We start from the raw sequence: 24,749 nt of genomic DNA, 5'->3' as shown, positions 1-24,749 counted from the left end.
ACGAATTTGGTAGCGGCGCGCGAAATCGCGCGCCGCCGACCGCTCGCGACCGCCCGAGCGCCGGCGGTCGGATCGTCGCCGCCGGCGCCGGCGCGCGATGCGCGACCGGCGCGGACCGGCGGGGGCGGCTCAGGCGTCGAACGCCTCCGCGTCGAGCGCGGTCAGGGTCTCGACGCTGGCGCCGATCGCCGCGGCGTGGCCTTCGCAACGCGGCAGCAGGCGGGCGAAGAAGAAGCGCGCGGTTTCGCGTTTGCCGGCCTTGAAGCGTTCCGACTGCGCCGAAGCTTCGCTGGCGGCGACGCTGCGCGCCCACCAATAGGCCAGCGACACGTAGCCGGAGTACATCAGGTAGTCGTAGGCGGCGGCGCCGACCTCGTCCGGATTGGCCATCGCGCGCTTGCCGACCGACATCGTCAGCTGCTGCCACTGCGCCGCCTTGGCGCGCAGCGGGGCGACGAACTCGGCCACCGCGGCGTTGCCTTCGTGCTCGGCGCAGAAGCGTTCGATCCGCTCCAGCATCAGCTTCAGGCCCGCGCCCTGCAACTGCATGACCTTGCGCCCGAGCAGGTCCAGCGCCTGGATGCCGGTGGTGCCTTCGTACAAGGTGGTAATGCGTGCGTCGCGGGCGAGCTGCTCCATGCCGTGCTCGGCGATATAGCCGTGGCCGCCGAAGCACTGCAGCGCGTGGTAGGTGCATTCCACGCCCCATTCGGTCAGGCAGGCCTTGACGATCGGGGTCATGAAGCCGATCAGCGCATCGGCGTCGGCGCGTTCTTTTTCGTCGCCGCTGGCATGGGCGAGGTCGACCAGCAGGGCGGCGTCGTAACCCATTACCCGGCCGCCTTCGACCAGCGCCTTGCAGGTCAGCAGCATGCGCCGCACGTCCGGGTGGACGATGATCGGGTCGGCGGCGAGTTCGGGGAACTTGGCGCCCGACAGCGCGCGCATCTGCAGGCGTTCGCGCGCATAGCGCAGCGCGTTCTGCAGTGCGCGGTCGGACAGGCCCAGGCCCTGCAGGCCGACCGCGAGGCGGGCGGTGTTCATCATGGTGAACATCGCCATCAGGCCCTTGTGCGGCTGGCCGATCAGATAGCCCTGGGCGCCGTCGAAATTCATCACGCAGGTGGCCGAGGCATGGATGCCCATCTTGTGTTCGAGGCTGCCGCAGCGCACTGCGTTGGCCTCGCCCAGGCGGCCGTCGCGCGCGACCTTGACCTTGGGCACGATGAACAAGGAAATGCCCTTGCTGCCGGCCGGCGCGTCCGGCAGGCGCGCCAACACCAGGTGGATGATGTTGTCGGTGAAGTCGTGTTCGCCGGCGGTGATGAAGATCTTGGTGCCGGTGATCGCATAGCTGCCGTCGGCCTGCGGCTCGGCGCGGGTCTTGAGCAGGCCCAGGTCGGTGCCGCAGTGCGGCTCGGTCAGGCACATGGTGCCGGTCCAGCGGCCTTCGACCAGCGGCTTGAGGAACACCTCCTGCTGCCATTCCTCGCCGTGGTGCAGCAAGGCCTCGGTGGCGCCGTGCGAGAGCAGCGGAAAATTGCCCCAGGCCAGGTTGGCGGCGTCGATCATTTCCTTCAGCGGCACGCCGGCCGCGTGCGGCAGGCCCTGGCCGCCGAAGCGGGTATCGGCGGTGAGGCCGGACCAACCGCCTTCGACGTACTGCGCGTAGGCCTGCTTGAAGCCCGGCGGAGTGGTCACCGCGCCGCTGGCCTTGTCGTGGCTGCAGCCGATCTGGTCGCCGACGCTGTTGAGCGGCGCGAGTACGGTCTCGGTGAAACGCGCGCCTTCTTCGAGCACGGCGTCGAGCACGTCGCGGCTGGCGTCGGTGTAGCCGAGGCGCTGGAACGCGGCTTCGGCACCGAGCACGTCGAACAGGGCGAAACGCATGTCGGCGAGGGGGGCTTTGTAGGTGCTCATGGGCGGGGATTCGGGATTGGGGATTAGGGATTCGCAGCGGCGGAGCGGGGCGGGATCGAAGGCGGGACGCAGCGGCGCCGTGCGCCTCTACGAATCCCCAATCCCGAATCCCGGCTGTCAGCGCATCACGCCGGGCAAGCCCGGCGCGGGGCTCAACGCGCTGCTGCGTTCGATGGCGAAGGTGCGCTGCTTGGTCTCGTCGGGCGTGGCCACGACGTCGCCCTTGAGGCTGTAGGCGAGGCTGCGGCCGCCGGCGAGGGCGTCGGCGACGGCGATCTTGGCGGTGCCGGACGGGGTCAGGTCGACTTTGACGACGTCGGCCGATTCGGGCCCGATCGACAGGGCGGGCTGGGCCTGCAGTTGGCCGGCGCTTTCTTCGCCGAGCTTGAGCTGCAGGTCGAAACGGTCGAAGCGCATGGGGATGCTGCTGAAGTTCTCCAGCCGCACTTCGACCGTCCAACTGCCGTTGGCGCGTACGGTCAGCTGCTGAATGCGCGCGGCGGGCTCGGAGACGCGCCGCACCGGGCCGGTCGAGCAGCTGGCCAGCAACGCGGCGGCCAGGGTCAGGCCGATCGTAAGGCCGATCGTACGCATCCGGGGCCGTGCTTTCATTCCGCCGCTCCACAGGGTTGGGACCGCGAGGATACTACGGCGAATGGTGGCCCCGGCAGGGGCGCGCCGGGTGAGGTTCGCGCGGACAGGCGCGGCTCAGGCCGGTTCGCCGGGAGCATGGCGGCGGCCGGCCGGGCAAGCGCGCCGATCCCGGGGCGGGGCGGTCCGGAGGCGTTCGACCGGGCGGATCGGCCGCGACGGATCGGCTTGAGCGCGCAGGGGCGAGCGGGCATCGCTGTGCGGGCGATTCCGGCCTGATCACCGCGCGATCATCAAGGGCCGCGCACGGACCGGCCGCCGAAGGCCGATGCAGTGCGCGTCGCGAACGCGGTTCAGTGCGATGCGGCGGTCGCGGAGTCGAGCGCAACGGTGTGCGTCGCGGAAGAGTCCGCAGGCGGTGCGGGGCGTGACGATGGGCGTGCGGGTGCGGCGACGCGTACGGCCGTGCCGCGCGTCGCCGCATCGGCCGTGCCGGCGGGGTGCGCAGGAGTCGGGAACGCCAGCGAGGAGGCGGTGGGCGCAGAAGGGCGCGCAGAAGAAGGCGCCACCGTCTGCGCCAGGCATGCCAGCGCGGAGACGGTGGCCAGCACCAGGAGGTAGCGCGGCAGCGCGCGGAGCGAATCCTGCATCCACGTCGCCGCCCTCATGCGCGGACCCCGCACGTCCTGTGCGGCGTCGGCCGACCGGCCGTCCTGGCCATCGGCGCGAAATCCGTTTCGCCGTGCATGCACGCTTCCTCGGCACTTGCAATGAAGACACCCCGGCTCCGCTGGCTCACCTGCTCGAGGGTGACGGCCTTTTTCCTTTGCAGAGCGGCATCCGTGTCATCGCATCGACCGTGCTGCCGGGGCCTGCATAGATTGCCGCCGCGGCCGGGGCCAAACAGTCGGCCGAAGGCGCGGCCGGCTGTAGGAATTTTCTGACCCCCGGTCACGCTTCGCGGCTCGACCCGGTCGCATCGCGCGGCTGCGCGCGTACTCGCACTCGCCGTTGCGGCGGCGACACGATGTGTTCGCGCGGGCTCATTGCGCGGCGTCGTCGCGCGGCACCGCGCCGGCGTTGCGCAACTCCTGTTGCGCCTGCTTGATTGCCTTGACGTCGAGCGGAAGGATGCGGCCGATGAAGCAGGGCATCTTGATCGACGGCGTGCCGAGCGCGGTGACCTTGTCGAAGCGCGCGTGCACGCGGCCCATCTGATTGCTGACGCTGATCGCCGAGGCGAACGCGAGGTCGCTGCAAGGCCCGCGCAGCTCCAGCAGGTAGGCCTGGTTGGGACGCGTCCACACCGCCAGCGCACTGTCGCCGAGCGGCGTCCAACCGTTGAGCGTGCCGAAGTACTGGAAGCTGTCGACCGGCGCGCCGGCGTGGGCGCGGTACAGCGCCAGGCGCTGCGCGTCGTCCAGTTTCGGGGTGGAGGCGCAGCCGGCCAGTGCCGCGGCGACAAGGACGGCGGTGAGCAGGGTTTTCATGAGCACTCCTCGACGGCGCGGGCCGTTCTGGCGGGACTGCGCGCATCATGCGCCCGCGGACAGGCGCGCAGTGCGAACCGGTGCCGATATCGTTCAGCGCGGGGGAGACTTGCCAGATCCGATTTGCGTCCGTATCATGCCGCCTCTCTCGCGGGACACCGCGAACGGCCGGGTAGCTCAGTTGGTAGAGCAGGGGATTGAAAATCCCCGTGTCGGGGGTTCGATTCCCTCCCCGGCCACCATTTGTAAACGAAGGGCCCGACCGCAAGGTCGGGCCCTTCGTTTTTGCGCAGGCCGATTCGCGCATGTCGAGTTATTGCCGCGACGACAGGCGCAGGTAGGAGAAATCCGACCCTCCGGCGGGGTGCCGGCCGACTGCGTCGGCTCCGGCGCTGGGGCAGCCTGGATGGGCTGGCAGCGTGCGTCCCTCCCCAGTTACGCGCACGCCACGGGTTTTCAGGGACCGAAGGCCCGCCAGCATCTTTGCCGATATTGCCGTTTGGCGGCTGGCCGGGCGCGAAGGTGCGCAACTCTGTGATTCTGCGGATTGGCGCAAAGACGCGCGGCGGGGGCGCTCTATGCTCGGCGCATCTTCAAAGGAGTGCAGGCCATGACCCGTACGATCGCTTCGCTGCTGCTGTTGGTCCTCAGCTCGGCCGCGATGGCGCAAACCGTCGCTTTCGGCAACAAGGTGATCGTGGTCGGCGACAGTGTCGGCCGCCTGGAGCAGGTGGCGGGCAAGCCGGCCAAGATCGTGCCGATCCAGAACAAGTTCGGCGCCAACGTCGCCGAGCGCTACGAGTACTACGTCGGCAGCAAGACCGTGCTGGTCACCGTCCGCGATGGCCGGGTGATCGACGTGATGGAATTGTTCTAAGCCGGCGCAACGCCCGCTGCCGCAACTGCCAGCGGCGGCGGGCCACGGTGTTCGAGCCCGTCGCCCGAGCCACCGCTTTTCCCCATCCCCGATCTCTAATCCCCAATCCCGGCGCACCGCACGGCGTTGCGCCTACTGCACCGTGCAGGTCATCTGGACGGTCACCGTGGCGCCGTTGGCGAGCGCGCCGAGGGCAACGCCGCTTTCCAACTGCGCCAGGCTCAGCCCGGCCGGGCAGGCCGCACCGGTGCAGCTCGGCGCTGCGGTGCAGCTCAGGCCCTGGCGGCTGGCCGCCGGGTCGCGCAGGATCGCGCCGGCGACCGCGTCCGGGCCGTTGTTGGTGACGACGATGGTGTAGATGGTCGACGCGCCGCGGGAAACGGTGTTGACGCCATTGGTCTTGGTGATGGCCAAGTCCGCCAGCGGCGCGCGAGTGTTGCTGAAGGTGCAGGTCAGATCGTCGCCGGCGGCCGCGGTGAGGCTGAAGCTGGTGCCGGCGCCGCTCGGCGTCTGGCCCCCGGCCAGCGCGTTGCTGCAGCTGTAGGCGCTGGCGTAGTTGTTGAGGTTGGCGCCGGCCGCGCCGGTTTCGGACAGGGTGTAGGCCGCGCCGACGCTGCCGTTGAGCAAGGCCTCGCCGGTCGCGATGGTGCCGCTGCCGGTGGTGGTGACGCCGACCGGCCCGCCGGTGCCGGCGATGTTCAAGTCGAATTGGTCGGCGGCGACGAAACGCCCCAGCGGCAGCGCCTTGCGCAGGCGCAGGATCGGCTGTTTCTGGAACACCAGCGGCCCGCTGGCGGTGTCGTTGGCGGTATTGAAGTCGTTGTTGGTCGCGTCCGCGTCGCCGTCGGGCACGCTGCGGCCCAGTGCGGCATTGGCGGTGTACGTGCCGCTGAGCGTGGGCGAATTGACCGTGACCGGAATGGTGAAGCTGACCGTGCCGCCGTTGCTGCCGGGCGCGCTAGATCCGGCCAGAGGAGTCGGATTCAGTGCGCAGGTGACGACGCTATTGCCGGCGCTGGCGACGCAGTTGGCCGGCAGGGTGCCGGCGGTCCAGCCCGCCGGAAGGGTCGCGACCACGGTGAAGCCGTCGTCGCCGTCGGTGGCGCCGGGGCCGACATTGGTCGCGGTCAGGACGATGTTCTGCAACTGGCCGTAGTTGCTGTAGGCCGGCGTCGGCGTGCTCAGCGTCACCGCGATGTCGGGCAGGCCGGTGACGGCCAGCGTGCACGAGGCGTCTTGTTCGTTGCTCAGCGTGGTGCCGGTGAGGCAGGTGCCGGTGGTGACGTAGGTATTGGCGGCGATGCCGGCCGGACGTTGGCTGATCGCGGCGCGGTAGTTGCCGCCGGGCAGCACGTAGATCTCGCTCGCGGTTTGTACGGTCGAGGTGTTGGACGCGACGCTGGCATGCGGGGTGCGGCCGGCGCCGGTGGTGCCGGCGCCGTTGTCGAGCAGGGTGCTGCCCTGGGTCAGGTTGACCTGCCAGCCCGTGCCGCCGAGGGTCTTGTTCCAGGCGAAATCGGCGAAGCTCAGGATCGCCGAATGGCGCGCTTGCAACAGGGTGCCGCAATAGACGTTGATGCCGTCGTAGCCTTCGCCGCCGGCCTGCATGAACAAGCCCGAGACCAGGGTCGTGGCGGTGTTGGCGCAGAACGGACCGCGCGAGACGTGGGCCGGTTGCCCGGACATGGTTTCGCGTACGCCGACCTCGATGCTGGTCGAGGTGCCGGTGGTCATCCGCACCCACGAGTTCGCGTCCAGGGTCAGCGGCCGGCAGACCAGGTTCAGCGACGAGGACCACGGCGGGTACTGGCCGTTGGACCATTCGCGGTCCCAGCCGCCAAATTGGTGCACCAGCTGGTTGGAGGGACAGTAATTGGTGACTTCGGTGCCCGGCAGAGCGTAGGTGCCCGACAGCACGTCCGGGCTGCCGTTGGCGTTGCGGTTGACCACGTTGACGGTGCTGCCGTCGGTGGTGATGCCGCCGCAGTACAGGCCGACCCGGTTGGTCATGCCGCGGGTCGAGGTGAGCCCCGCGCTCATCGATTTGTCGCGATGGTAGGCGCCGCGAACGATGGTGCCGGCGGGGCATTGCAGCGCTCCGGAGCCGGGATCGCCTTTGTTGGTGCCGATGGTGCCGGTCGGGGTGGCGCCAGCCTGCACGCCGATGCCGGCCTGCGCATGGACGGGACGGGGAACGCTGGCGAACAGGGCGAGCAGGCAGAGGGCGGGGGCGAGGTATTTGGCCGTCATGAAGTCCGGGGTTCCATCCGACGGGAGCGGAAGCCGCTCGGCAGGGTGAAAAAGCGTGAGCTGAATCGTGCAAAAAATGTGCCAAAGTTCACAGTTTTTCGAAGAGTGTGCCCCGATGAGCGTTGATCCCAGGCGCTGAGCCCGGCCGGCCACGACTGGGACAGACAAAAAAGGTCAGTTTTTGCCCCTGGCGCTGTAATCGGTTCCCGATCGCGGCCACTCGGCGCCGATTGGCGCAGGTCCCGTTAGACGGGCGGATGTGCCTAAACAGGACGAGCCCGGTGCATCGGGCGAGGTCATGGCGTCGCCCGGCGGCGAAAGTTGACAGCCGCGCGCAAGGCGCACTACGGTGCCCGTCCCCGTATTCCGCCGACCGGCGGTCCAGAGGGAACCATGTCTGAGCGTGTAGCCATCCGCTGATCCCTTCGCCCGGCGAAGGTGGGTCGACGCGTCGAAAGCGGTTCGTCGTTCGCGCCTTGCGAACGCGCGCGGTCGCGTCCGTTCCGGCGACTACCGACAGACGTCCATGCTCTTATCGATTCGACGGCGATGCGCGCGATGCGCAGCCGTCCGCGGCGCGTGCCGCCATTGCCGTCGCCGCATCCGGCGCGCGCCGTTCGCGCCGCGATCGGCGTTTGCGTTGCCGATGCCGCGACGCGCATTCCTCGCGCTCCCGCGCTGGCCGTCCGGGCGCGCCGCCTGGTGGCCGCGCGTATCCGCGTCCGGTTCCGGCATCAGGCCGGACCTTGTCTTGCCTCGCATCCCACGGAGGCCTTCATGCTCAGTTTGATGATGTTTTCCCGTGTGCCGCCGTACGCCCCGCCATCGGAGACGCCCATGCGCATCCAGCCGCAAACCCGCGAACACGAAGCGCAGATCGACGCATCGACCCGGGCCGCGTTCGGCGGCGCTGGCGAGGCCGAGCTGATCGGGCGCCTGCACGCCGACGGTCTGGTGCGGCTGTCGCTGGTCGCGCTCGACGACAGGGCGCGGGTGATCGGCCACGCGCTGTTCACCGCGCTCGCGGTGCGGGTCGATGGGCGCCCGGTCGACGCGCTGTGCCTGGCGCCGGTGTCGGTGCTGCCGGCGTGGCAGCGGCGCGGCGTCGGCGGACGGCTGATCCGCGCCGGCCTGGCGCAGCTGGCCGAAGCCGGTTTCGAAGCGGTGGTGGTGCTCGGCCACGCCGACTACTACCCGCGCTTCGGCTTCGCCGCCGCGCTGGCCGCGAAACTGGCCGCGCCGTTCTCGGGCGAGTGCTTCATGGCCCTGGAACTGCGCCCCGGCGCCCTGGCCGGCGAGCGCGGCTCGGTGACCTACCCGCCGGCGTTCGGGCTGTGAAGCAGGAACGAGTGCGGAGGAGTAAGTAATGAGTTGTGAGCAAATCGGGCGCGACGCCGCTTTCGCTCGCTACGGGCTCCTCTTCGCCCGCTCCTGAGCCGAGCGTGGAGAGGTGCGGAGCGAGCAACGCCCGCGATGCCGCTTTGGCTGGCCGCTCGCTGCACTCGGCTATTCCTAGCCTTCAGGCACGAACCCTGCGGGCTTCTCCGCGCCGCCGCCGAACAGGAACTTTTCCATCTCGCCCTCGAGGAAGGCGCGATGCTTGGGGTCCAGCGGCGACAGCCGGTTCTCGTTGATCAGCATGGTCTGGTGGGCCAGCCAGGCGGCCCAGCCGGCCTTGCCGATGTGGGCGAACACGCGCTTGCCCAGTTCGCCGGGCCAGGGCACGAAGTCCAGGCCTTCGGTGTCGCGGCGTTCGTATTCGCAGAAAACGGTGCGGCTCATGTCGTTGGGTCCCGGGAGAATGCGGTGCGGCGCTCAGGCCGCTTCGATCAGTTTGCGGATCGGCGCGGGAATGCCGAGTGCGGCCAATTCGGCGCGCGCGAACCAGCGCAGATCGTCATTGTCGCCGACCCCGCCGCGCAGGGCGATGCCGCGCCAGCGCCGCGGCCACAGGTCGAGCTTGTAATGGCTGAAAGCGTGCGCGACCGCCGGCAAGGCCTCGCCGGCGGCGAAATCGCCGCGTACATGGGCCTCGAACCACTGCTGCGCGCCGGCGGTTTCCTCGCTTTGCGGCAGCGTCCACAGCCCGGCCCAGATGCCGCTCGGCGGACGCCGCTGCAGCAGCACCCGGCCGTCCGCGTCGAGCAGCCACAACACCTGCGCCTGGCGTTGCGGTACCGCCTTGCCGGGCTTGGGCGTCGGCAGTTCGGCGACCCGGCCTTCGATGCGGGCGACGCAGTCGTGCTGCAGCGGGCACAGGATGCAGGACGGGTCGGCGCGCGTGCATAAGGTCGCGCCGAGGTCCATCTGCGCCTGGGTGTAGTCGACCATGCGCGTCTGCGGCAGGTGCGATTCGGCCAGCGTCCACAACTGCCGCTCGATCGCCGGCAGGCCCGGATAGCCGTCGATGCCGTGGTAGCGGCTGAGCACGCGTTTGACGTTGCCGTCGAGGATCGCGTGGCGATCGTCCCAGGCCTGGGCCAGGATCGCCGCGGCGGTGCTGCGGCCGATGCCGGGCAGGGCGGTCAGCGCGTCGATATCGCGCGGCAGTTCGCCGCCGTGGCGTTCGACGCAGAGCTTGGCCGCCGCGTGCAGATTGCGCGCGCGGGCGTAGTAGCCCAGGCCCGACCACAGGCCGAGCACGGTGTCGAGTTCGGCTGCGGCCAGGTCGGGCAGGCTCGGCAGCGCGGAGACGAAGCGTTCGAAATACGGCGCCGCGGTCTTGACCTGGGTCTGTTGCAGCATGATTTCCGACAGCCACACGCGGTACGGCGTGCGCGGGTGCTGCCAGGGCAGGTCGTGGCGGCCGCTGACGTCGAACCACGCCAGCAGGCGGGCGGCGAAGGCGTCGGCGGTGGCTGGGACGGGCGGTGCGGTCATCGGTTCGGCGGGGCGGCGTTAGCGGTCGGTTCGCGGGTTGGGGCGGGGGCTGAGTCGGTGGGCGGCGGATCGTCCTCGATCTCGATCCGCACGCCTTCGAGCACCGCGCCGGAGACTTCGGCCCGCGGTGTGTGCAGGCGCCCTTGCAGCGGCGGCAGCAGCGAGCCTTGCGCGCCGGCATCGACCCACTCCAGCACTTCGGGCAAGCGGAAGCGGCCGTCGAACACGGTCGCGTCGCGTTGCAGGCGCAGCGCGGCGGTCGCGGAGAAATCGGCCGGGCCGGCGTAATCGAGCGCAAACGGCAGCGGCGAGCGCGACTGCCCCAGTGGCGGCGGCAGCGTCGGCCAGGCCTGCGGCCATTCGGCCAGGCGGCCCTGCAACTGCAGTTCCAACTGCTGCGCATAGGCGAAGCGGCCGGTGCCGTCGAGGTGGGGCACCGCGTCGCGGCCGCGCAGCGCGGCGCCCAGCGGCGCCAGGCTCAGGCGGCCGTCGCGGTAGCGCAGCGGGCCGGCCAGGCCGAACACGAACGGCAGATCGGTGGTGCCGGCGCGATAGCGCGCCTGCGCGCCCAGGCGCAGCCGGTCCAGGCCGAGGCCGTCGTCGCCGGCGTGCAGGCGACCGCCGGCGACGGTGCGCATCGGCAGGCGCCAGTCGTGCGCGACCACGTCGACCCGGCCGGCCAGACCGAGCCCGCGCCCGGCGGCCGGACGCTGCAGGGTCGCCGCAAGCGAGAACGGAATCCGCAGCGGCGCGGCGACGACTTCGCCGTCGAGCCGGCCGCGCAGCGGTCGTGCGGGGTGCAAGACCGGCAGATCGATCGCGATGCGTTCCACCGACCAGCCGGCGCCGATCACCCGGCCGCGCTCGACCCGCGCGCCGCGGCTCAGGCTCGGCAGCCGCAGCGGGCCGGGCGAGGGCGGCCGCGACTCCAGCCAGCGTTGCAGTGCGGCCAGGTCGAGTTGCGGCGCATCGAGTTCGATCCGTTCGACGTCGAGCACCGCGCCGGCGGCGCGGATCGTGCTCCAGGGCAGCGACAGGTAGACGCGCTCGGCGCGCAGCAGCGGCGTCGCCGCGCCGGGTTGGCGCGCGACCAGGCCGCGCACTTCCAGCATCGGCGTGCCGCGCAACCGGTATTCGCTGGCGCCGGAGGCGCTGAGCTCCAGGCCGAGCGATTGGCCGACGCGATCGAGCAGGATCGCGCTGACCTGGCTGGGCTGCGACACCCAGCTCAGCGCCAGCACCATGACCAGCACCGCGCCGGCGGCGACGAGCACGCGCCTGCGCCAGCGTCGTCGTTCGGGGACGGCGGTCTCCGGCGGCGCGGACATGGGCGCGGCTGCGCCTCAGCCGCCGAGCGTTTCGGGCAGCAGGGCGTCGACGAAGGCTTCGGCGTCGAACACGCGCAGATCTTCCGGGCGCTCGCCGATGCCGGCGAAGCGGATCGGAATGCCGAATTCGCGCGCCAGGGCGAACACCACGCCGCCCTTGGCGGTGCCGTCCAGCTTGGTCACCACCAGGCCGGTGACGCCGACCGCGGCGTGGAACTGGCGCAGCTGCGACAGCGCGTTCTGGCCGGTGGTGCCGTCGATCACCATCAGCACTTCGTGCGGCGCGGTCGGGTCGACCTTGCCGAGCACGCGGCGGATTTTGCCCAGCTCGGCCATCAGCCCTTGCTGGGTGTGGAGGCGTCCGGCGGTGTCGGCGATCAGCACCTGGGTGCCGCGCGCTTTGGCCGCCTGCAAGGCGTCGAAGGCGACCGAAGCGGCGTCGGCGTTCTGGCCCTGGGCCACCACCGGCACGCCGTTGCGTTCGCCCCAGGCTTGCAGTTGGGCGACCGCGGCGGCGCGGAAGGTGTCGCCGGCGGCCAGCATCAGCGACCGGTTTTCGTCGCGGAAGCGCTTGGCCAGCTTGCCGATGGTGGTGGTCTTGCCGACGCCGTTGACGCCGACGGTCAGCAGCACGAAGGGCTTGGCCTGGGAGTCGATCTGCAGCGGCTTGGCGACCGGCTGCAGCAGCGCGATGAGTTCTGTGCGCAGCGCCGCGAGCAGGGCGTTGGCGTCGGCGAACTCGCGCGACTTCATCCGCTTGCGCAGACCTTCGACCAACTGGGTGGTGGCGGTTACGCCGACGTCGGCGGTGATCAGCGCGGTCTCGATCTCGTCGAGCAGGTCGTCGTCCAGGCGCGGATTGCGCGAGAACAGACCGCCGAAGCTGCGCGCGAACACGCTGCCGCGCAGGCGTTCGCGCCAGCCGGGCTTGCCGGGTGCGGCGGCGGGCTTGTCGACGTAGTCCAGCGCGGCGGGCGCGCTCGGCGCCGGTGCGGCCGGTAGCGGCACCTCGTCGTCGCGGAGCGGCGGCTCGACCTCCAGGGCCGCGGCGACGACTTCGGCCGGGATGGGCGGTTCGGCGGCGCGAGCCGCCGGTGCGGTGGGCGAACCGATCGCCGGCGTTGCTAGCGGGGTCGCCTGGATGGGGGCTTGCTCGGCCGGGGCCGGGGCCGGGCCGGCCGGCGGCGCTTCGGCGGCCGGCGTTACCGCCGCCGGCGCGGGTTCGGCCGCGACCGGTTCGGCCGCGCGCGGCTGGGCACCGGGGAAGGCGGCGGCCAGTTCCTCGGTGCTGTAGCGGCGCTCGGACGCAGGCGTTCCGGCAGCGGTTTCGGGCTTCTTGCGGCGAAAAAAACTGACCATGAGACGGAACGTGGGGGCATGCGCGAGAATTGCTACATGCTAGCACCGGCCCGCAAACCCTCCCGATGAAGAATTCCCGCCGCGGCCCGCGCGTTCCGCCTCCGTCCGCCGTCGCCGGCGCGGACCCGCCCGGTCGTCCCGCCGGCGCCAAGGCCACAACCGGCAAAGTCCGGATCATCGGCGGACGCTGGCGCGGCACCCGCCTGGCGGTGGCCGATTCGCCCGGTCTGCGCCCGACCTCGGACCGGGTCCGCGAGACGCTGTTCAACTGGCTGATGCCGATGCTGCCGGGCGCGCGCGTGCTCGACCTGTTCGCCGGCAGCGGCGCGCTCGGCCTGGAAGCGCTGTCGCGCGGCGCCGCCGCGGCGGTGCTGGTCGAGCGCGACCCGGCCCTGGCCGCGCAACTGCGCGCGCTGAGCGAGCGTCTGCCGGGAGGCGAGGCGGCCCAGGTGGTCCAGTCCGACGCCTTGGCCTGGCTGGCGTCGCAGCCGGTCGCGTCTGCGGGCGCGCCGGGCTTCGATCTGGCCTTCGTCGATCCGCCGTTCGCGGCCGGCTTGTGGGATCGGGTCTGGCCGGCGTTGTTGCCGGTCCTGGCGCCGTCGGCCTGGCTGTACGCCGAGGCGCTGCCGGACGCGCCGATCCGCCTGCCGGCCGACTGGGACCTGCATCGCGAAGGCGGCACCCGCGAGGTGCGCTACGCCTTGTACCGCCGCCGCCCGGCCTGACCCCGTCGCGCGGCCGGCTGCTACACTGCGCCGCAACCGGCGGGGCGGCTTCCCGCTTTCCCTCATTCCTGCAGCGAACGACCAACGAATGAGCTCCGCCCGCAACCGCGTCGCCGTCTATCCCGGCACCTTCGATCCGATCACCAACGGCCACGTCGACCTGGTCGACCGCGCCGCGCCGCTGTTCGAACGCTTGGTCATCGGCGTGGCCGAGAGCCCGGGCAAGGGCCCGGCGCTGCCGCTGGACGTGCGCGTCGAACTGGCCCGTCAGGCGGTGTCGCACCACTCGCACGTCGAGGTGCGCGGCTTCAATTCGCTGCTGGCCCATTTCGTCGCCGAGGTCGGCGGCGGGGTGCTGCTGCGCGGCCTGCGCGCGGTGTCCGACTTCGAATACGAATTCCAGCTGGCGAGCATGAACCGTCACCTGATCCCCGAGGTCGAGACCCTGTTCCTGACTCCGGCCGAGCAGTACGGCTTCATTTCCTCCTCGCTGGTGCGCGAAATCGCCCGCCTCGGCGGCGACGTTTCCGGCTTCGTGCCGCCGGCGGTGGACGCGGCGCTGCGGGCCGAGTGGCAACGCAAGCACCATTGACCTCCCAACACGTCACACCAAAGCCAATACCTAAGGGGCATACGATGAAGACTTCCTCCCGCCTGCTGCTGATCGCCTGCCTGGCGCTGCCGTTCGTGGCCGCGTGCCAGAAAGAGGAGAAGAAGGAGGTCGCCGCCGAGGCCGCGCCGCTGCCGGCGCCGAAGACCAACGACGAGAACGCCTGGAACGCGTATCTGACCGACGTGGTCAAGCGCAACCTGGACGGCATCAGCGGCAGCACCTACGTCTACGTCCTGCCGGCGCCGGATTCGCCGACCTTCCAGCGCGACTACGACCTGATGCTGGAAAAGGCCCAGGTCGACATGTCGCGCGGCATCCTCGAGGGCAACCTGGTCGCGTTCGGCTCGCCGAGCTCGGCCAAGACCGCCGACCTGGCCGTGGCCTCGTTCGCCAAGGTCGACCCGGCGACGATGAAGGGCGTGAAGTTCATCTTCATCGGCGACGCCGTCGACAACGAGCGCGTCAAGGCCGCCGTGACCCCGGCCGGCGTCAACTATGTCTTCGCCGAAGTGAAGTAAGCCGCAGCGCCCGCGCGCTGCCGCCGCATCGGTTCGGGCCGCGTTCGCGGCCCGAATCGTTTGCGCACCGCGTTGCGGCAATGCGCCGAGGCCGGCGCGGGCCGGCGCCGATATACAGCGTCCCGGCCGCCGGCTATGCCGGGCCCGCGCCGGGGCCTACACTGGGCTCCCGACCGGCACAGGCAATCGCGCCCTCCGCCGGACTTTCCCGCCATGTCGCTCAAGATCAACGAACTCTGCGTCAACTGCGACGTCTGCGAGCCGGCCTGCCCGAACCAGGCCATCGCCCAGGGCGAGACCATCTATGTGATCGATCCGGCGCGCTGCACCGAGTGCGTCGGCCACTACGACGAGCCGCAATGCGTGGTCGTCTGTCCGGTCGAGTGCATCGACAAGGACCCGGAACACCCCGAATCCGAGCTGCAGTTGCTAGAGAAGCTGCGGCGTCTACAACAGGAGTAAACCCGATGCGCAAGGCGATGCGGCCGCGAGCCGGTTCGACGTTCCCCTGGTTGCTGGCCTCGCTGCTGCTGCTCGCCGCGCCCGCCTTCGCGCAGGACGCCGCGCCGGCGCCCGCATCGGCCGCCGCGCCGGCCGACAGCGCGCGCCGCTTCGCCCATCCGCCCGGCACCGCGATCGCCAGCGCGCATTCGCTGTCGACCCAGGCCGGGCTGGAGATCGTGCGCGCCGGCGGCAACGCCTTCGACGCGGCGATCGCCGTGTCGGCGGCGTTGTCGGTGGTCGAACCGATCAGCTCCGGCATCGGCGGCGGCGGTTTCTTCCTGCTGCACGAAGCCAAGAGCGGCCGCGACATCTTCGTCGACGCGCGCGAGACCGCGCCGGCCGCGGCGACGCCGGCCGCGTACCTGGACGCCAAGGGCGAGCTCAATCGCGACCGCGCCACCAACGGCCCGTGGTCGGCCGGCATTCCCGGCTTGCCGGCGGCGCTGGTCCACCTGGCGCAGAAGTACGGCAAGTTGCCGCTGAAGACTTCGCTGGCGCCGGCGATCCGCATCGCCCGCGAAGGCTTCCCGGTGTATGCGCGGCTGGAGAAGGGCTATGCCGGCCGGCGCGAGGTGATGGAGCGCTACCGCGGCACCCGCGCAGTGTTCCTCGCCGACGGCACGCCGCCGAAGGAAGGCGAGGTCCTCAAGCAGCCGGACCTGGCGCATACGCTGGAACTGCTGGCAGCCAAGGGCTTCGACGGCTTCTACCGCGGCGAAGTCGGCGCCAAGCTGCTCAAGGCGGTGAAGGAAGAGGGCGGCCAGTGGCGCGCCGACGAGCTGTCCGGCTACAAGGTGGTCGAACGCGAACCGCTGCGGCTGAAGTACCGCGGCTGGGACATCGTCACCGCACCGCCGCCGTCCTCCGGCGGAGTGGCGATGGCCGAAATCCTGCAGATGCTGCAGGGCTGGGATCTGGCCAAGCTCGATCCGGCCCATCGCACCCACCTCATCGTCGAGGCCATGCGCCGCGCGTATCGCGACCGCACCATCTACCTGGGCGATCCGGATTTCGTGAAGGTGCCGCTGGCGCGGCTGACCAGCGCCGATTACGCCGCCGGCCTGCGCGCCACCATCCATCCCGAAAAGGCCACTCCTAGCGACCTGCTGTCGGGCCAGCCGGCGCCGCTGGAAGACGAGGAAACCACTCACTTCTCGATCATCGACGGCGAGGGCAACCGGGTCTCGGCGACCCAGACCGTGAACCTGCTGTACGGCTCGGGCATGGTCGCGCCGGGCACCGGCGTGCTGCTCAACAACGAGATGGACGATTTCGCCCTGCGCCCGGGCACGCCCAACGCCTTCGGCGTGATGGGCTTCGCCGCCAACGCGCCGGAGCCGGGCAAGCGCATGCTCAGCTCGATGACTCCGAGCTTCCTGGAGTCGGCTGAGAAGGTGATCGCGGTGGGCGCCCCGGGCGGCAGCCGGATCATCACCCAGGTGCTGCTGGCGGTGCTGGCCTACGACGCCGGGCTGGCGCCGCAGCAGGTCGCGGCGCAGCCGCGCATCCACCACCAGTGGTTCCCCGACGCGATCTCGGCCGAGGCCGGCGCGCTCGACGCCGCCACCGTGGCCAAGCTGCAGGCGATGGGGCACAAGGTCAACGCCGGCGAGTCCCACTGGGGCAATCTGCAGACGGTGATGTGGGACCGGCGCGACAACACCCTGTCCGGCGGCACCGATCCGCGCAATCCGGTCGGCCAGGCCGATGTGCTGCTGAGCGATCGCTGAGCGGCCTGCCGCCGCCGCGATGGCGCGGCGGCCGGGCGGCGCGGTAGATTGCCGCGCAACGGCGACGGCCATCACACAGTCAGGGGCGCAAGGTGAGCGGGGACAAGGACGAGGACAAGCGTTGGTATACCCGGGTGCCGGCGATCTCGATCGCCCTGGTCGCATTCCTCGTCGCTCTCACCACCTTGATCAACAACGTCCGCGAGATCGGCGGCTTCAAGGAAAAGCCGGCCGCCGCGCCGACGCCCGCGGCCCAGCCGGCGGTAACGGCGACGCCTGCGCCCGCCAAGCCGCAGGCGCCTTCGCGCTACACCGTGCTGCTGACCCTGCAACGGATCGAAGTCGTCAACGACGGCACCAACGGCAGCACCGCCTGGACCTTCGACGTCAGCGCCGGCGGCGAGGATCTGTTCGAACTACCGGCACGCGACTACAGCGATGCCGACGACGCCCGCATCGTCAGCCCGCGCACCAGCGATCCGTCGATGGGCCAGGTGGTGCTGGTGCCGGGCCAGGAAATGCCGGTCAAGATCGGCGGCCGCTCCGCCGGCCTGATCCTCAAGGCCCACGCCAGCGGCAGCGCGACCTTGCGCGCCGGCCAGAACCTGCCGCCGGTGCGCGTGCTGGCCGGCGACAACGGCCGCGACGGCGAGTTCATCTTCCATTTCGCGACGACTACGACGCCGCAGTAAAGCCGGGATTGGGGATTGGGGATTGGGGATTCGCAAAAGCGGAACGCCGCAGCTTTGCCAATCCCGAATCCCCAATCCCCAATCCCCAATCCCCAATCCCCAATCTCCGCTGCACCGGCTCCATTCCCGATTCACGCATTGAAGCCTAGAATCTAGCTTTCTCAGCCGACGCCCGAACGGGCGGTGCAGCCATGAAACTCTGGTCGATCCTGGGCAATTCGCAGAAGCTCGACGGCGGTGCGATGTTCGGCAACGCGCCGCGCGCGATGTGGGCGAAGTGGTCGCCGCCCGACGAGGCCAACCGCATCGAACTGGCGTGCCGGGCGCTGCTGGCGACGCCGCTGGCCGGCAAGACGGTGTTGTTCGAGGCCGGCATCGGCGCCTTTTTCGAGCCCAAGCTGCGCGAGCGATACGGCGTGGTCGAAGAGCGCCACGTGCTGATCGATTCGTTGGCCGCGGCCGGTTTCGCGCCGGAAGACATCGACGTGGTGGTGCTGTCGCATCTGCACTTCGACCACGCCGGCGGCCTGCTGGCGCCGTGGGCCGAAGGCCAGGCGCCGCGGCTGCTGTTCCCGAACGCGCATTACCTGGTCGGCCGCGAGCATTACCGGCGCGCGCTGCAACCGCATCCGCGCGACCGCGCCAGCTTCATTCCGGAATTGCCGGGCCTGCTGGAAGCCACCGGCCGATTGGAGTTGGTCGAGGGCGCGCATTCCAAGCTGCTCGGCGACCGCGTGCGTTTCCACTACAGCGACGGCCACACACCGGGGCTGATGCTGGCCGAGATCGTCGGCCCGGAACTCGTCGACGGCCAGCCGCACGGCGGCGTGGTGTTCTGCGCCGACCTGATCCCCGGCCGGCCCTGGGTGCACGTGCCGATCACGATGGGCTACGACCGCAACGCCGAGCTGTTGATCGACGAGAAGAAGGCCTTTCTGAGCGACAAGCTGGCGCGCAACGTGCATCTGTTCTTCACCCACGATCCGGGGTGCGCCCTGGCCCAGGTGGTGCGCGACGACAAGGGCAAGTTCGGCACCGCGCACGAAGTCGCCGAATTGCAGGCGAGGGCGCTGGCGGCATGACGCTGGCGCGCGCGCGCAGCCGAGGATGGGCCATCGCGCTGTTCGCGCTGGCCGGCCTCGCCTTCGCCGCGCAGGCCCGGGCGCAACCGGCCGAAGACGCCGAGCCCTTGGGCGAGCCGGTCGCCGGCAAGCGCGTGGTCGATCGCGATTTCGGCGTCGAGACGCGTCAGTTCGGCCTGGATCGCCGGGTCGAGATGTATCAGTGGCGATTCACCGGCAAGGGCTACGAACGAGTCTGGAACGCCGCGCCGATCGATTCGGCCGGATTCGCTCCGGGCCACGTCAATCCGGCGCGCATGCCGCTGGAAAACAAGCGTTGGTGGGCGCAGGACGCGACCCTGGACGGCAGGCCGATCCAGGTCGACGTGCTGCGCACGATCGGCGAGTGGCGGGTGTTCCGGCCCAATTTCAGCCGTTTGCCGGCCAATCTGGCGGCGACCTTCCAGCCCGAGGGCGACGGCCTGGGCAGTGCGGAGAATCCGCTGGACCCGCAGATCGGCGATTTGCGGGTGAGTTGGCGCGAACTGCGTCTGCCGGCGCTGGAAGGCAAGCTGGAGCTGCGCGACGGCCGCTGGCGGCTGTTGCCGGAAGCCGCCGCCGCCGCTTTGGCGGCCGCGCCGGCACGCACGGCGCCGGCGGCGAACGCGAACGCGGCGCCGGGCGGATGGTCGCCGGGCTGGTTCGCGGTCGCGGTCGGCTTCGCGCTATTGCTGTTGTATCGCCTGCGGCAACGGCGCCGGCGCAAAGCGCGGTAGGCCGGCGGCCATCGCGCGCCGCGAGCGCTTGCCCGCGGCGCGGCCGGTTCAGGCGTAGTGCTTGGTGCCGAATATCTTGTCGCCGGCGTCGCCCAGGCCGGGCAGGATGTAGCCGACTTCGTTGAGGCGCTCGTCGACCGAGGCGGTGTAGACCTCCACGTCCGGGTGGCGCGCTTCCAGCGCCTTCAAGCCTTCCGGCGCGGCGACCAGGAACAGGCCCTTGATGCGCTTGCAGCCGGCGGCCTTGAGCAGGTCGACGGTGGCGATCAGGCTGCCGCCGGTGGCGAGCATCGGATCGAGGATCAGCGCGGTGCGTTCTTCCATGCGGCCGGTGAGCTTCTCGTAATAGCCGACCGGTTGCAGCGTCTCTTCGTCGCGCTGCAGGCCGACCACGCCGACCTTGGCCGCCGGGATCAGTTCCAGCACGCCCGGCAGCATGCCCAGGCCGGCGCGCAGGATCGGCACCAGGGTGACCTTGGCGCCCTTGATTCGGCGCGTGGCGACGGGGCCGGCCCAGCCTTCGACGACCGCCTCTTCGGTTTCCAGATCGGCGGTGGCTTCGTAAGTGAGCAGGGTCGCGACTTCCGAGGCGAGCTCGCGGAACGACTTGGTGCTGTTGTCGGCGCGGCGCATCAGGCCGAGTTTGTGCTGGACCAGGGGATGGCGGACTTCGACGATTTTCATGGCGGCCTCAAACGGTGGCGGGCGGCGATTGTCGCCGCACAGGATTGATGGTTGCGGGGCGGGGCGCAAGCGCGGCGCGGGCCGCCGCAAGCGTGCGCGCTCGCTGCGATGGAAAAGAGCGGCGTCGCGAGGCGCCGCAGCGGCCTGGCGTTCGCTTTCGCTGGTGCGGGCGAAGAGCGGTTCCGCGCCGTTGCCGAAGCCGGCCTCCGGCGTCGGTTCGTGGGGCGCGGCGGGTTCAGTCCGCGATGGCGTAGAGGTTGTCGCCGTCGGCGAGGGCCTGGGCGACGAACAACGATAGCCGGCGGATGTCGGCGGGATCGGTGAACCGGGTCTGCAGCCGCGTCAGTTCCGCCTGCAGAACCGGCAGTTCGGCGGACGACCATGCCGCGTCGGCCCCGTAGTCGCGTAGCCGGAGCAGCAGCGGATAGGCTTCGTGCGGCAACGCCCGGGCCATCAGCTGCCTGTGGAACAGCAGCTCGATGGCGAACGATTTGCGCGAGGTGAGCGCCTCGCGCTCGTGCCGGGCCTGGACCAGATCGAGCGTCATGGAGAGCGGGCCGGACCGCGGCGTCGCCGCAGCCGAAGCGCGTCCGGCCTCAGGCCGTGCGGACGTAGCGGATCTCGATCCCGTCGCTGTCGCCGATCGCCGCGCGCAGCACGGTAATCAGCGAGCCGGCGTTGAGGTGGTCGATCTCGATCATGTCGACCACGGCATGATCGATCCAGTAGTCCTGGTCGCGCCGGTTTTCCTCTTCCAGCGCCGCGACCAGGATCTGCAGCTCTTCCTCGCTGATCTCGCCGATGTCGGCGCCGGTTTCCTTGTTGGACAAACGGATCATTTCCATTCCTTAGCGGGCAGATGAGCAGATGGGCGCCGAAGGCCGGAAACCAGCGAAATACAGCCTTCGCTGGCTTCCTCCTTTTCTGCGCCGGTTCCCGGCCGTCAGGCCGCCGCCTGCTGCTGCAGGCGCGGACCCTCGCGCAGGGCGCGGCCGACCATCGACACCAGCAGCTCCAGTTCGTCGCTGCCGATGGTGAAGTTCGGGGTGAAGCGCAGCGAGTTGACGCCGCCGTGGATCACGCCGATGCCGCGCTCGCGCAGCCACTCTTCGATCGAGCCGGCGCCGTAGCACTTGAACTGCGGCGACAGCTCGCAGGAGAACAGCAGGCCGGTGCCCTGGACCTTGGTGATCAGGCCGCCGAGCTCGCTCTTGAGCTTTTCCAGCTTCTCGATCGCCTCGGCGCCGCGGGCGCGGATGTTGGCGCGCAGCTGCGGGGTGACCTGCTCGAGCACGGCGACGGCGACGTCGAGCGCGCGCGGGTTGCTGGTCATGGTGTTGCCGTACAGGCCCTTGCGGTACAGCGAGGCGGCGCGTTCGCCGACGGCGAGCACCGACAGCGGGTACTGGCCGGCGTTGAGCGCCTTGGAGTAGGTCTCCATGTCCGGCGCGTCCAGGCCTTCGAAGCCCGGGTAGTCGACGATCGACAGCACGCCGTGGGCGCGCAGGCCGGCCTGGATCGAGTCGACCAGCAGCAGCGAACCGTGGTTGCGGGTCAGTTCGCGCGCGGCGGCATAGAACGCCGGCGGCACACCGCGGCCCGGGTCGCCTTCGCCCATCACCGGCTCCAGGAACATCGCCTCGATGAACCAGCCGTTGGCGTCGGCGTCGGCGAACACCTGCTTGAGCGCGTCGACGTCGTAGGGCTCGATCGCGATCACCGAATCTTCGCCGCGGAAGCTGGCCAGGTGCTGGATATAGGTCTTGCGCGAGGAATCCGAGTACAGCGCCGGGCGCTCGGTGCGGCCGTGGAAGCTGCCCTTGACCACCACGCGCTTGATCGCGCGCCCGGCGTGGGCGGCGCCCGGATCGGTCATCAGCTTGCTGTTGACGTCGGCGATGCGCGAGGCCAGCGAGACCGACTCGGAACCGGAGTTCAGGCAGAAGAAGCGCTCGTACGGGCAGCCGCCGCGGGCAGTGCCGATGGCCCCGCGCAGGGCGCGCTCGAAGCGCAGCTGCGACAGCGACGGGGTCATGATGTTGGCCATCACCTGCGGCTTGGCCATCGCCGCGATCACCGCCGAGGGGGTGTGGCCGAAGCCGAGCATGCCGTAGCCGCCGGAGTCGTGCAGCACCGCGCCCTTGAGGGTCACGATCCAGGGGCCGCGCGCGGTCAGGGCGACATACGGGTTGACGCCGTCGTCCGGGTAAAAGTTGACGTAGCCGGCCTGGACCGCGTGGATCTGCGCGTCCTCATCGAGGTCGAGCAGGTCGGCGTGCAGGTCGCGGATCAGGGCGTATTCGGCGGCGGCGGCGGCCACGGCTTCGCCCAGTTCGGGATGGGTGACGGCGAAACGGACGAGGGTGTCGTCGTCCAGGCCGACGGTGCGGCGTTTGCCGGCGTGGGCGCGCAGCGGCGCGAGTTGGTCGAGCAGGTTGGTCATTTCAATCTCCAAAGATCATCGGCGTCCCGCCGAGGCTTGACTACGTGGGAGACCGGTCCGGCGCCGTGGCGCGGACCTTCGCAGTTGCAGCAGCCCCCGGCTGCCAAGCGCCATCTCGCACACCTTATTGCGGATCGAAACGAAGAAAAATCGCGCAAAAATTTTGCGTGAAGGCCGCCCTATTTGACGATTTTTCGTTTCATTTCAATGATTTATCGAGTCTAGCATGTCCGCGCGGCGGCGATAACCCCCATCGGGGCGAAGGTATTCAGGCGGGCCCAACGGCGACCGGTTGACGCTTGTCACCGGCGATCGATGCTTTCGCCCACTGCCGGCTGCGGGGGCCCGCGCCGAGAGTAGGCGCATCTTCCACGCACCCATCGGACCGCCGCCATGGCCACGCTCGCCCGGACGAATCCCGCTCTGCGCCGACTCAAGACCCCGGTGCTGTGCGCCGCGCTGTTCGCCGCCGCGCTGCTGTCGGCGGCCGAGACCGCCGCGGCGCCGACCGGTGCCGCGCCGGCGAGCTTCGCGATCGCCGGCGCGCGCGTGTTCGACGGCGACACGCTGCTGCCGTCGGCGACGGTGCTGGTGCGCGACGGCCTGATCGCCGAGGTCGGCGCCAAAGTGCGGGTGCCGGCCGGGACCGCGGTGATCGACGGCCAGGGCGCGACCCTGCTGCCCGGGCTGATCGACGCCCATACCCACAGCTTCGGCATGGCGCGCAGCGACGCCCTGCGTTTCGGCGTCACCACCGAGCTGGACATGTTCAACGCCAGCGGCCAACTGACGGCGGCGAAGACCGAACGCAGCGGCCGCGCGCGCACCGACCGCGCCGACCTGTGGTCGGCCGGCACCCTGGTCACCGCCAAGGGCGGCCACGGCACCCAGTACGGCGTGCCGATCCCGACCCTGGACGACCCGGCCCAGGCCCGGGCTTTCGTCGATGCGCGCATCGACGAGGGCTCGGACTACATCAAGCTGGTGCTGGAAGAACTGCGCGACGCGCAGGGCAAGCCGCGCCTGAACACCTTGTCCGAGGCCTCGCTGCGCGCGGCGATCCAGGCCGCGCACGCCCGCAAGAAACTGGCCGTCGTCCACGTCTCGCGCGCCGAGGAGGCGAAGCTGGCGATCGACGCCGGCGCCGACGGCCTGGTGCATATCAATGCCGACCGCCTCGACGATCCGCAACTGATCGAAGCGATCAAGCGTCGCGGCGCGTTCGTGGTGCCGACCCTGACCGTCGAGCACTCGGCCTACGGCGCCGGCAACGGCAAACAGCTGATCGCCGACCCGCGCCTGGCGCCGTTCCTGAGTTCGGCGCAGAAGGACGAGCTGGGGCGCGGCTTCGGTTGGCGGGTGGAACCGGACAAGGCCAAGAACGCGACCGAGAACGTGCGCCTGCTGCATCGCGCCGGCGTCGCCGTGCTCGCCGGCACCGACGCCGGCAACCCCGGCACCAGCCACGGCGCCAGCCAGCACGGCGAGCTGGAGTTGCTGGTCGCCGCCGGGATGAGCCCGGTCGAAGCATTGCGCGCCGCGACCTCGACGCCGGCGCGCAGCTTCGGCCTGAGCGACCGCGGCCGCATCGCCCCGGGCCTGCGCGCCGACCTGGTTTTGGTGGACGGCGACCCGACCGCCGACATCGCCGCGACCCGCGCGATCCGCACGGTGTGGAAGAACGGTTATCCGGTCGACCGCGCCGTTTCGATGCCGACCCTGCAGCCCGGCGCGGTGGCGACCTGGAACGCCGGCCAACCGGGCCCGCGCTGGGTCGCGTCCTTCGACGCCTACATGGGCGGCAAGTCCAAGTCGCAGCTGCAGGCGGGGCAGGGCGGCGGTACGGCGCTGGCGGCCAAGGGCGACCTCGTCGCCGGCCTGCCGCAGCCCTGGGCCGGGCTGATGCTGATGCCCGGCCCGACGCCGATGGCCGCCGCCGACGCCCGTTCGGTGCGCGAGCTGAGCCTGCGCCTGCGCGGCGACGGCCGCCCGGTGTCGGTGCTGGTGTTCTCCGGCAAGGAACTGCCCGGCACGCCGGGCTTGCAGCTGGTGCCGACCCAGGCCGGGCAATGGCAGCAGGTCAGCGTGCCCCTGGCCGGCATGGCCAATGTCGATCTGAGCCTGCTGCGCGGCATCGCCTTCGCTGCGGGCGGGGCGCCGGGCGCATTCGAATTCGAGATCGACACGGTCGAACTCCGTTAAAGTCCGCCGGCATGCGGTGGCGGATGCGATCCCGCAGCGTGGGTCACGGTCGTGCCCCGACGCTCGTAGCATCCCGCCGCCATCGCGCCGAGCCCATGCCTGTCCT

At 70.4% G+C, this 24,749-nt stretch carries 23 protein-coding genes and 1 tRNA gene; 12 read left to right on the top strand and 12 right to left on the bottom strand.

Features of this window, described 5'->3' with window-relative positions; genetic code table 11:
* Positions 1-129: 129 nt before the first annotated feature.
* The 3 genes from V2J18_RS15495 to V2J18_RS15485 form a co-directional block, all read right to left on the bottom strand.
* Entirely contained in the window at positions 130-1,920 is a 1,791-nt protein-coding gene (locus tag V2J18_RS15495; protein ID WP_064748393.1) for an acyl-CoA dehydrogenase C-terminal domain-containing protein, read from the bottom strand.
* A gap of 117 nt (positions 1,921-2,037) precedes the next feature.
* On the bottom strand, positions 2,038-2,514 hold the full coding sequence (locus V2J18_RS15490) for an LEA/WHy family protein (protein WP_064748394.1): 477 nt from the start codon (positions 2,512-2,514) through the stop codon (positions 2,038-2,040).
* Positions 2,515-3,554: 1,040 nt separating this feature from the next.
* On the bottom strand, positions 3,555-4,001 hold the full coding sequence (locus V2J18_RS15485; protein WP_064748395.1) for a DUF6491 family protein: 447 nt from the start codon (positions 3,999-4,001) through the stop codon (positions 3,555-3,557).
* A 166-nt stretch (positions 4,002-4,167) separates the two neighbouring features.
* Here V2J18_RS15485 and V2J18_RS15480 point away from each other — a divergent pair.
* Both V2J18_RS15480 and V2J18_RS15475 read left to right on the top strand, forming a co-directional pair.
* Positions 4,168-4,243, top strand: a tRNA-Phe gene (locus V2J18_RS15480).
* A 368-nt stretch (positions 4,244-4,611) separates the two neighbouring features.
* Positions 4,612-4,878, top strand: a complete 267-nt coding sequence (locus V2J18_RS15475) for a hypothetical protein (RefSeq protein WP_064748396.1) — start codon at positions 4,612-4,614, stop codon at positions 4,876-4,878.
* 132 nt (positions 4,879-5,010) lie between these two features.
* On the opposite strand, the gene V2J18_RS15470 is transcribed toward V2J18_RS15475, so the two are convergent.
* Entirely contained in the window at positions 5,011-7,128 is a 2,118-nt protein-coding gene (locus V2J18_RS15470) for a prealbumin-like fold domain-containing protein (protein ID WP_336132230.1), read from the bottom strand.
* Between the two features lie 837 nt (positions 7,129-7,965).
* Between V2J18_RS15470 and V2J18_RS15465 the strand changes: the two genes are divergently transcribed.
* Complete coding sequence (locus tag V2J18_RS15465; protein WP_336132228.1) at positions 7,966-8,466, top strand: GNAT family N-acetyltransferase; 501 nt, start codon at positions 7,966-7,968, stop codon at positions 8,464-8,466.
* A 174-nt stretch (positions 8,467-8,640) separates the two neighbouring features.
* Here V2J18_RS15465 and V2J18_RS15460 read toward each other — a convergent pair whose 3' ends face one another.
* The 4 genes from V2J18_RS15460 to ftsY form a co-directional block, all read right to left on the bottom strand.
* Positions 8,641-8,910, bottom strand: coding sequence for an oxidative damage protection protein (locus tag V2J18_RS15460; RefSeq protein ID WP_064748403.1), 270 nt, complete (start codon positions 8,908-8,910; stop codon positions 8,641-8,643).
* 33 nt (positions 8,911-8,943) lie between these two features.
* Complete coding sequence (mutY, locus tag V2J18_RS15455; RefSeq protein ID WP_336132226.1) at positions 8,944-10,008, bottom strand: A/G-specific adenine glycosylase; 1,065 nt, start codon at positions 10,006-10,008, stop codon at positions 8,944-8,946.
* On the bottom strand, positions 10,005-11,282 hold the full coding sequence (locus V2J18_RS15450; protein WP_336132225.1) for an AsmA family protein: 1,278 nt from the start codon (positions 11,280-11,282) through the stop codon (positions 10,005-10,007). The genes mutY and V2J18_RS15450 overlap by 4 nt, the downstream gene beginning before the upstream one ends.
* Positions 11,283-11,351: 69 nt before the next feature.
* On the bottom strand, positions 11,352-12,695 hold the full coding sequence (ftsY, locus tag V2J18_RS15445) for a signal recognition particle-docking protein FtsY (protein WP_336132223.1): 1,344 nt from the start codon (positions 12,693-12,695) through the stop codon (positions 11,352-11,354).
* 65 nt (positions 12,696-12,760) lie between these two features.
* Between ftsY and rsmD the strand changes: the two genes are divergently transcribed.
* The 8 genes from rsmD (at position 12,761) to V2J18_RS15405 (ending at position 19,314) form a co-directional block, all read left to right on the top strand.
* The gene (gene rsmD / locus V2J18_RS15440; protein ID WP_336132221.1) at positions 12,761-13,420 is read left to right on the top strand and encodes a 16S rRNA (guanine(966)-N(2))-methyltransferase RsmD; all 660 of its coding nucleotides are present in this window, start codon (positions 12,761-12,763) and stop codon (positions 13,418-13,420) included.
* Between the two features lie 88 nt (positions 13,421-13,508).
* A complete protein-coding gene (coaD, locus tag V2J18_RS15435; protein WP_064748408.1) occupies positions 13,509-14,012 on the top strand; it encodes a pantetheine-phosphate adenylyltransferase in 504 nt (167 codons plus the stop codon).
* Positions 14,013-14,056: 44 nt separating this feature from the next.
* Positions 14,057-14,551, top strand: coding sequence for a hypothetical protein (locus V2J18_RS15430; protein ID WP_064748409.1), 495 nt, complete (start codon positions 14,057-14,059; stop codon positions 14,549-14,551).
* 213 nt (positions 14,552-14,764) lie between these two features.
* Entirely contained in the window at positions 14,765-15,013 is a 249-nt protein-coding gene (locus tag V2J18_RS15425; RefSeq protein ID WP_064748410.1) for a YfhL family 4Fe-4S dicluster ferredoxin, read from the top strand.
* A gap of 17 nt (positions 15,014-15,030) precedes the next feature.
* Positions 15,031-16,785, top strand: a complete 1,755-nt coding sequence (gene ggt / locus V2J18_RS15420; protein WP_064748446.1) for a gamma-glutamyltransferase — start codon at positions 15,031-15,033, stop codon at positions 16,783-16,785.
* 92 nt (positions 16,786-16,877) lie between these two features.
* Positions 16,878-17,477 carry a hypothetical protein gene (locus V2J18_RS15415; RefSeq protein ID WP_336132219.1) on the top strand — a complete coding sequence of 200 codons (600 nt, stop codon included), beginning with the start codon at positions 16,878-16,880 and terminating at the stop codon, positions 17,475-17,477.
* 191 nt (positions 17,478-17,668) lie between these two features.
* Positions 17,669-18,559, top strand: a complete 891-nt coding sequence (locus V2J18_RS15410) for an MBL fold metallo-hydrolase (protein WP_064748412.1) — start codon at positions 17,669-17,671, stop codon at positions 18,557-18,559.
* Positions 18,556-19,314: a TMEM43 family protein gene (locus tag V2J18_RS15405; protein ID WP_064748413.1), complete on the top strand. Its 759-nt coding sequence runs from the start codon at positions 18,556-18,558 to the stop codon at positions 19,312-19,314. Before V2J18_RS15410 ends, V2J18_RS15405 begins: the two co-directional genes overlap by 4 nt.
* 48 nt (positions 19,315-19,362) lie before the next feature.
* On the opposite strand, the gene upp is transcribed toward V2J18_RS15405, so the two are convergent.
* From upp to V2J18_RS15385, 4 genes are all read right to left on the bottom strand, one after another.
* The gene (upp, locus tag V2J18_RS15400; protein ID WP_064748414.1) at positions 19,363-19,998 is read right to left on the bottom strand and encodes a uracil phosphoribosyltransferase; all 636 of its coding nucleotides are present in this window, start codon (positions 19,996-19,998) and stop codon (positions 19,363-19,365) included.
* Between the two features lie 235 nt (positions 19,999-20,233).
* Positions 20,234-20,545 (bottom strand): hypothetical protein, encoded by a 312-nt coding sequence (locus V2J18_RS15395; protein ID WP_336132216.1) that lies wholly within the window; start codon positions 20,543-20,545, stop codon positions 20,234-20,236.
* A gap of 49 nt (positions 20,546-20,594) precedes the next feature.
* Positions 20,595-20,837 carry a hypothetical protein gene (locus V2J18_RS15390; protein ID WP_075575157.1) on the bottom strand — a complete coding sequence of 81 codons (243 nt, stop codon included), beginning with the start codon at positions 20,835-20,837 and terminating at the stop codon, positions 20,595-20,597.
* 104 nt (positions 20,838-20,941) lie between these two features.
* Complete coding sequence (locus V2J18_RS15385; RefSeq protein WP_064748417.1) at positions 20,942-22,441, bottom strand: aminotransferase class III-fold pyridoxal phosphate-dependent enzyme; 1,500 nt, start codon at positions 22,439-22,441, stop codon at positions 20,942-20,944.
* A gap of 393 nt (positions 22,442-22,834) precedes the next feature.
* Between V2J18_RS15385 and V2J18_RS15380 the strand changes: the two genes are divergently transcribed.
* Entirely contained in the window at positions 22,835-24,643 is a 1,809-nt protein-coding gene (locus V2J18_RS15380) for a CIA30 family protein (RefSeq protein ID WP_336132214.1), read from the top strand.
* Positions 24,644-24,749 lie beyond the last annotated feature (106 nt).

Source organism: Lysobacter firmicutimachus (assembly GCF_037027445.1).
GTDB lineage: Bacteria > Pseudomonadota > Gammaproteobacteria > Xanthomonadales > Xanthomonadaceae > Lysobacter > Lysobacter firmicutimachus.
This window is presented reverse-complemented; position numbering and strand designations above follow the sequence as displayed.

Bases quoted from the DNA above. Each gene is read 5' to 3' on its own strand.
- V2J18_RS15495 (WP_064748393.1), bottom strand. From the start codon at position 1,920: ATGAGCACCTACAAAGCCCCCCTCGCCGACATGCGTTTCGCCCTGTTC.
- V2J18_RS15490 (WP_064748394.1), bottom strand. From the start codon at position 2,514: ATGCGTACGATCGGCCTTACGATCGGCCTGACCCTGGCCGCCGCGTTG.
- V2J18_RS15485 (WP_064748395.1), bottom strand. From the start codon at position 4,001: ATGAAAACCCTGCTCACCGCCGTCCTTGTCGCCGCGGCACTGGCCGGC.
- V2J18_RS15475 (WP_064748396.1), top strand. From the start codon at position 4,612: ATGACCCGTACGATCGCTTCGCTGCTGCTGTTGGTCCTCAGCTCGGCC.
- V2J18_RS15470 (WP_336132230.1), bottom strand. From the start codon at position 7,128: ATGACGGCCAAATACCTCGCCCCCGCCCTCTGCCTGCTCGCCCTGTTC.
- V2J18_RS15465 (WP_336132228.1), top strand. From the start codon at position 7,966: ATGCGCATCCAGCCGCAAACCCGCGAACACGAAGCGCAGATCGACGCA.
- V2J18_RS15460 (WP_064748403.1), bottom strand. From the start codon at position 8,910: ATGAGCCGCACCGTTTTCTGCGAATACGAACGCCGCGACACCGAAGGC.
- mutY (WP_336132226.1), bottom strand. From the start codon at position 10,008: ATGACCGCACCGCCCGTCCCAGCCACCGCCGACGCCTTCGCCGCCCGC.
- ftsY (WP_336132223.1), bottom strand. From the start codon at position 12,695: ATGGTCAGTTTTTTTCGCCGCAAGAAGCCCGAAACCGCTGCCGGAACG.
- rsmD (WP_336132221.1), top strand. From the start codon at position 12,761: ATGAAGAATTCCCGCCGCGGCCCGCGCGTTCCGCCTCCGTCCGCCGTC.
- coaD (WP_064748408.1), top strand. From the start codon at position 13,509: ATGAGCTCCGCCCGCAACCGCGTCGCCGTCTATCCCGGCACCTTCGAT.
- V2J18_RS15430 (WP_064748409.1), top strand. From the start codon at position 14,057: ATGAAGACTTCCTCCCGCCTGCTGCTGATCGCCTGCCTGGCGCTGCCG.
- V2J18_RS15425 (WP_064748410.1), top strand. From the start codon at position 14,765: ATGTCGCTCAAGATCAACGAACTCTGCGTCAACTGCGACGTCTGCGAG.
- ggt (WP_064748446.1), top strand. From the start codon at position 15,031: ATGCGGCCGCGAGCCGGTTCGACGTTCCCCTGGTTGCTGGCCTCGCTG.
- V2J18_RS15410 (WP_064748412.1), top strand. From the start codon at position 17,669: ATGAAACTCTGGTCGATCCTGGGCAATTCGCAGAAGCTCGACGGCGGT.
- V2J18_RS15405 (WP_064748413.1), top strand. From the start codon at position 18,556: ATGACGCTGGCGCGCGCGCGCAGCCGAGGATGGGCCATCGCGCTGTTC.
- upp (WP_064748414.1), bottom strand. From the start codon at position 19,998: ATGAAAATCGTCGAAGTCCGCCATCCCCTGGTCCAGCACAAACTCGGC.
- V2J18_RS15395 (WP_336132216.1), bottom strand. From the start codon at position 20,545: ATGACGCTCGATCTGGTCCAGGCCCGGCACGAGCGCGAGGCGCTCACC.
- V2J18_RS15390 (WP_075575157.1), bottom strand. From the start codon at position 20,837: ATGATCCGTTTGTCCAACAAGGAAACCGGCGCCGACATCGGCGAGATC.
- V2J18_RS15385 (WP_064748417.1), bottom strand. From the start codon at position 22,441: ATGACCAACCTGCTCGACCAACTCGCGCCGCTGCGCGCCCACGCCGGC.
- V2J18_RS15380 (WP_336132214.1), top strand. From the start codon at position 22,835: ATGGCCACGCTCGCCCGGACGAATCCCGCTCTGCGCCGACTCAAGACC.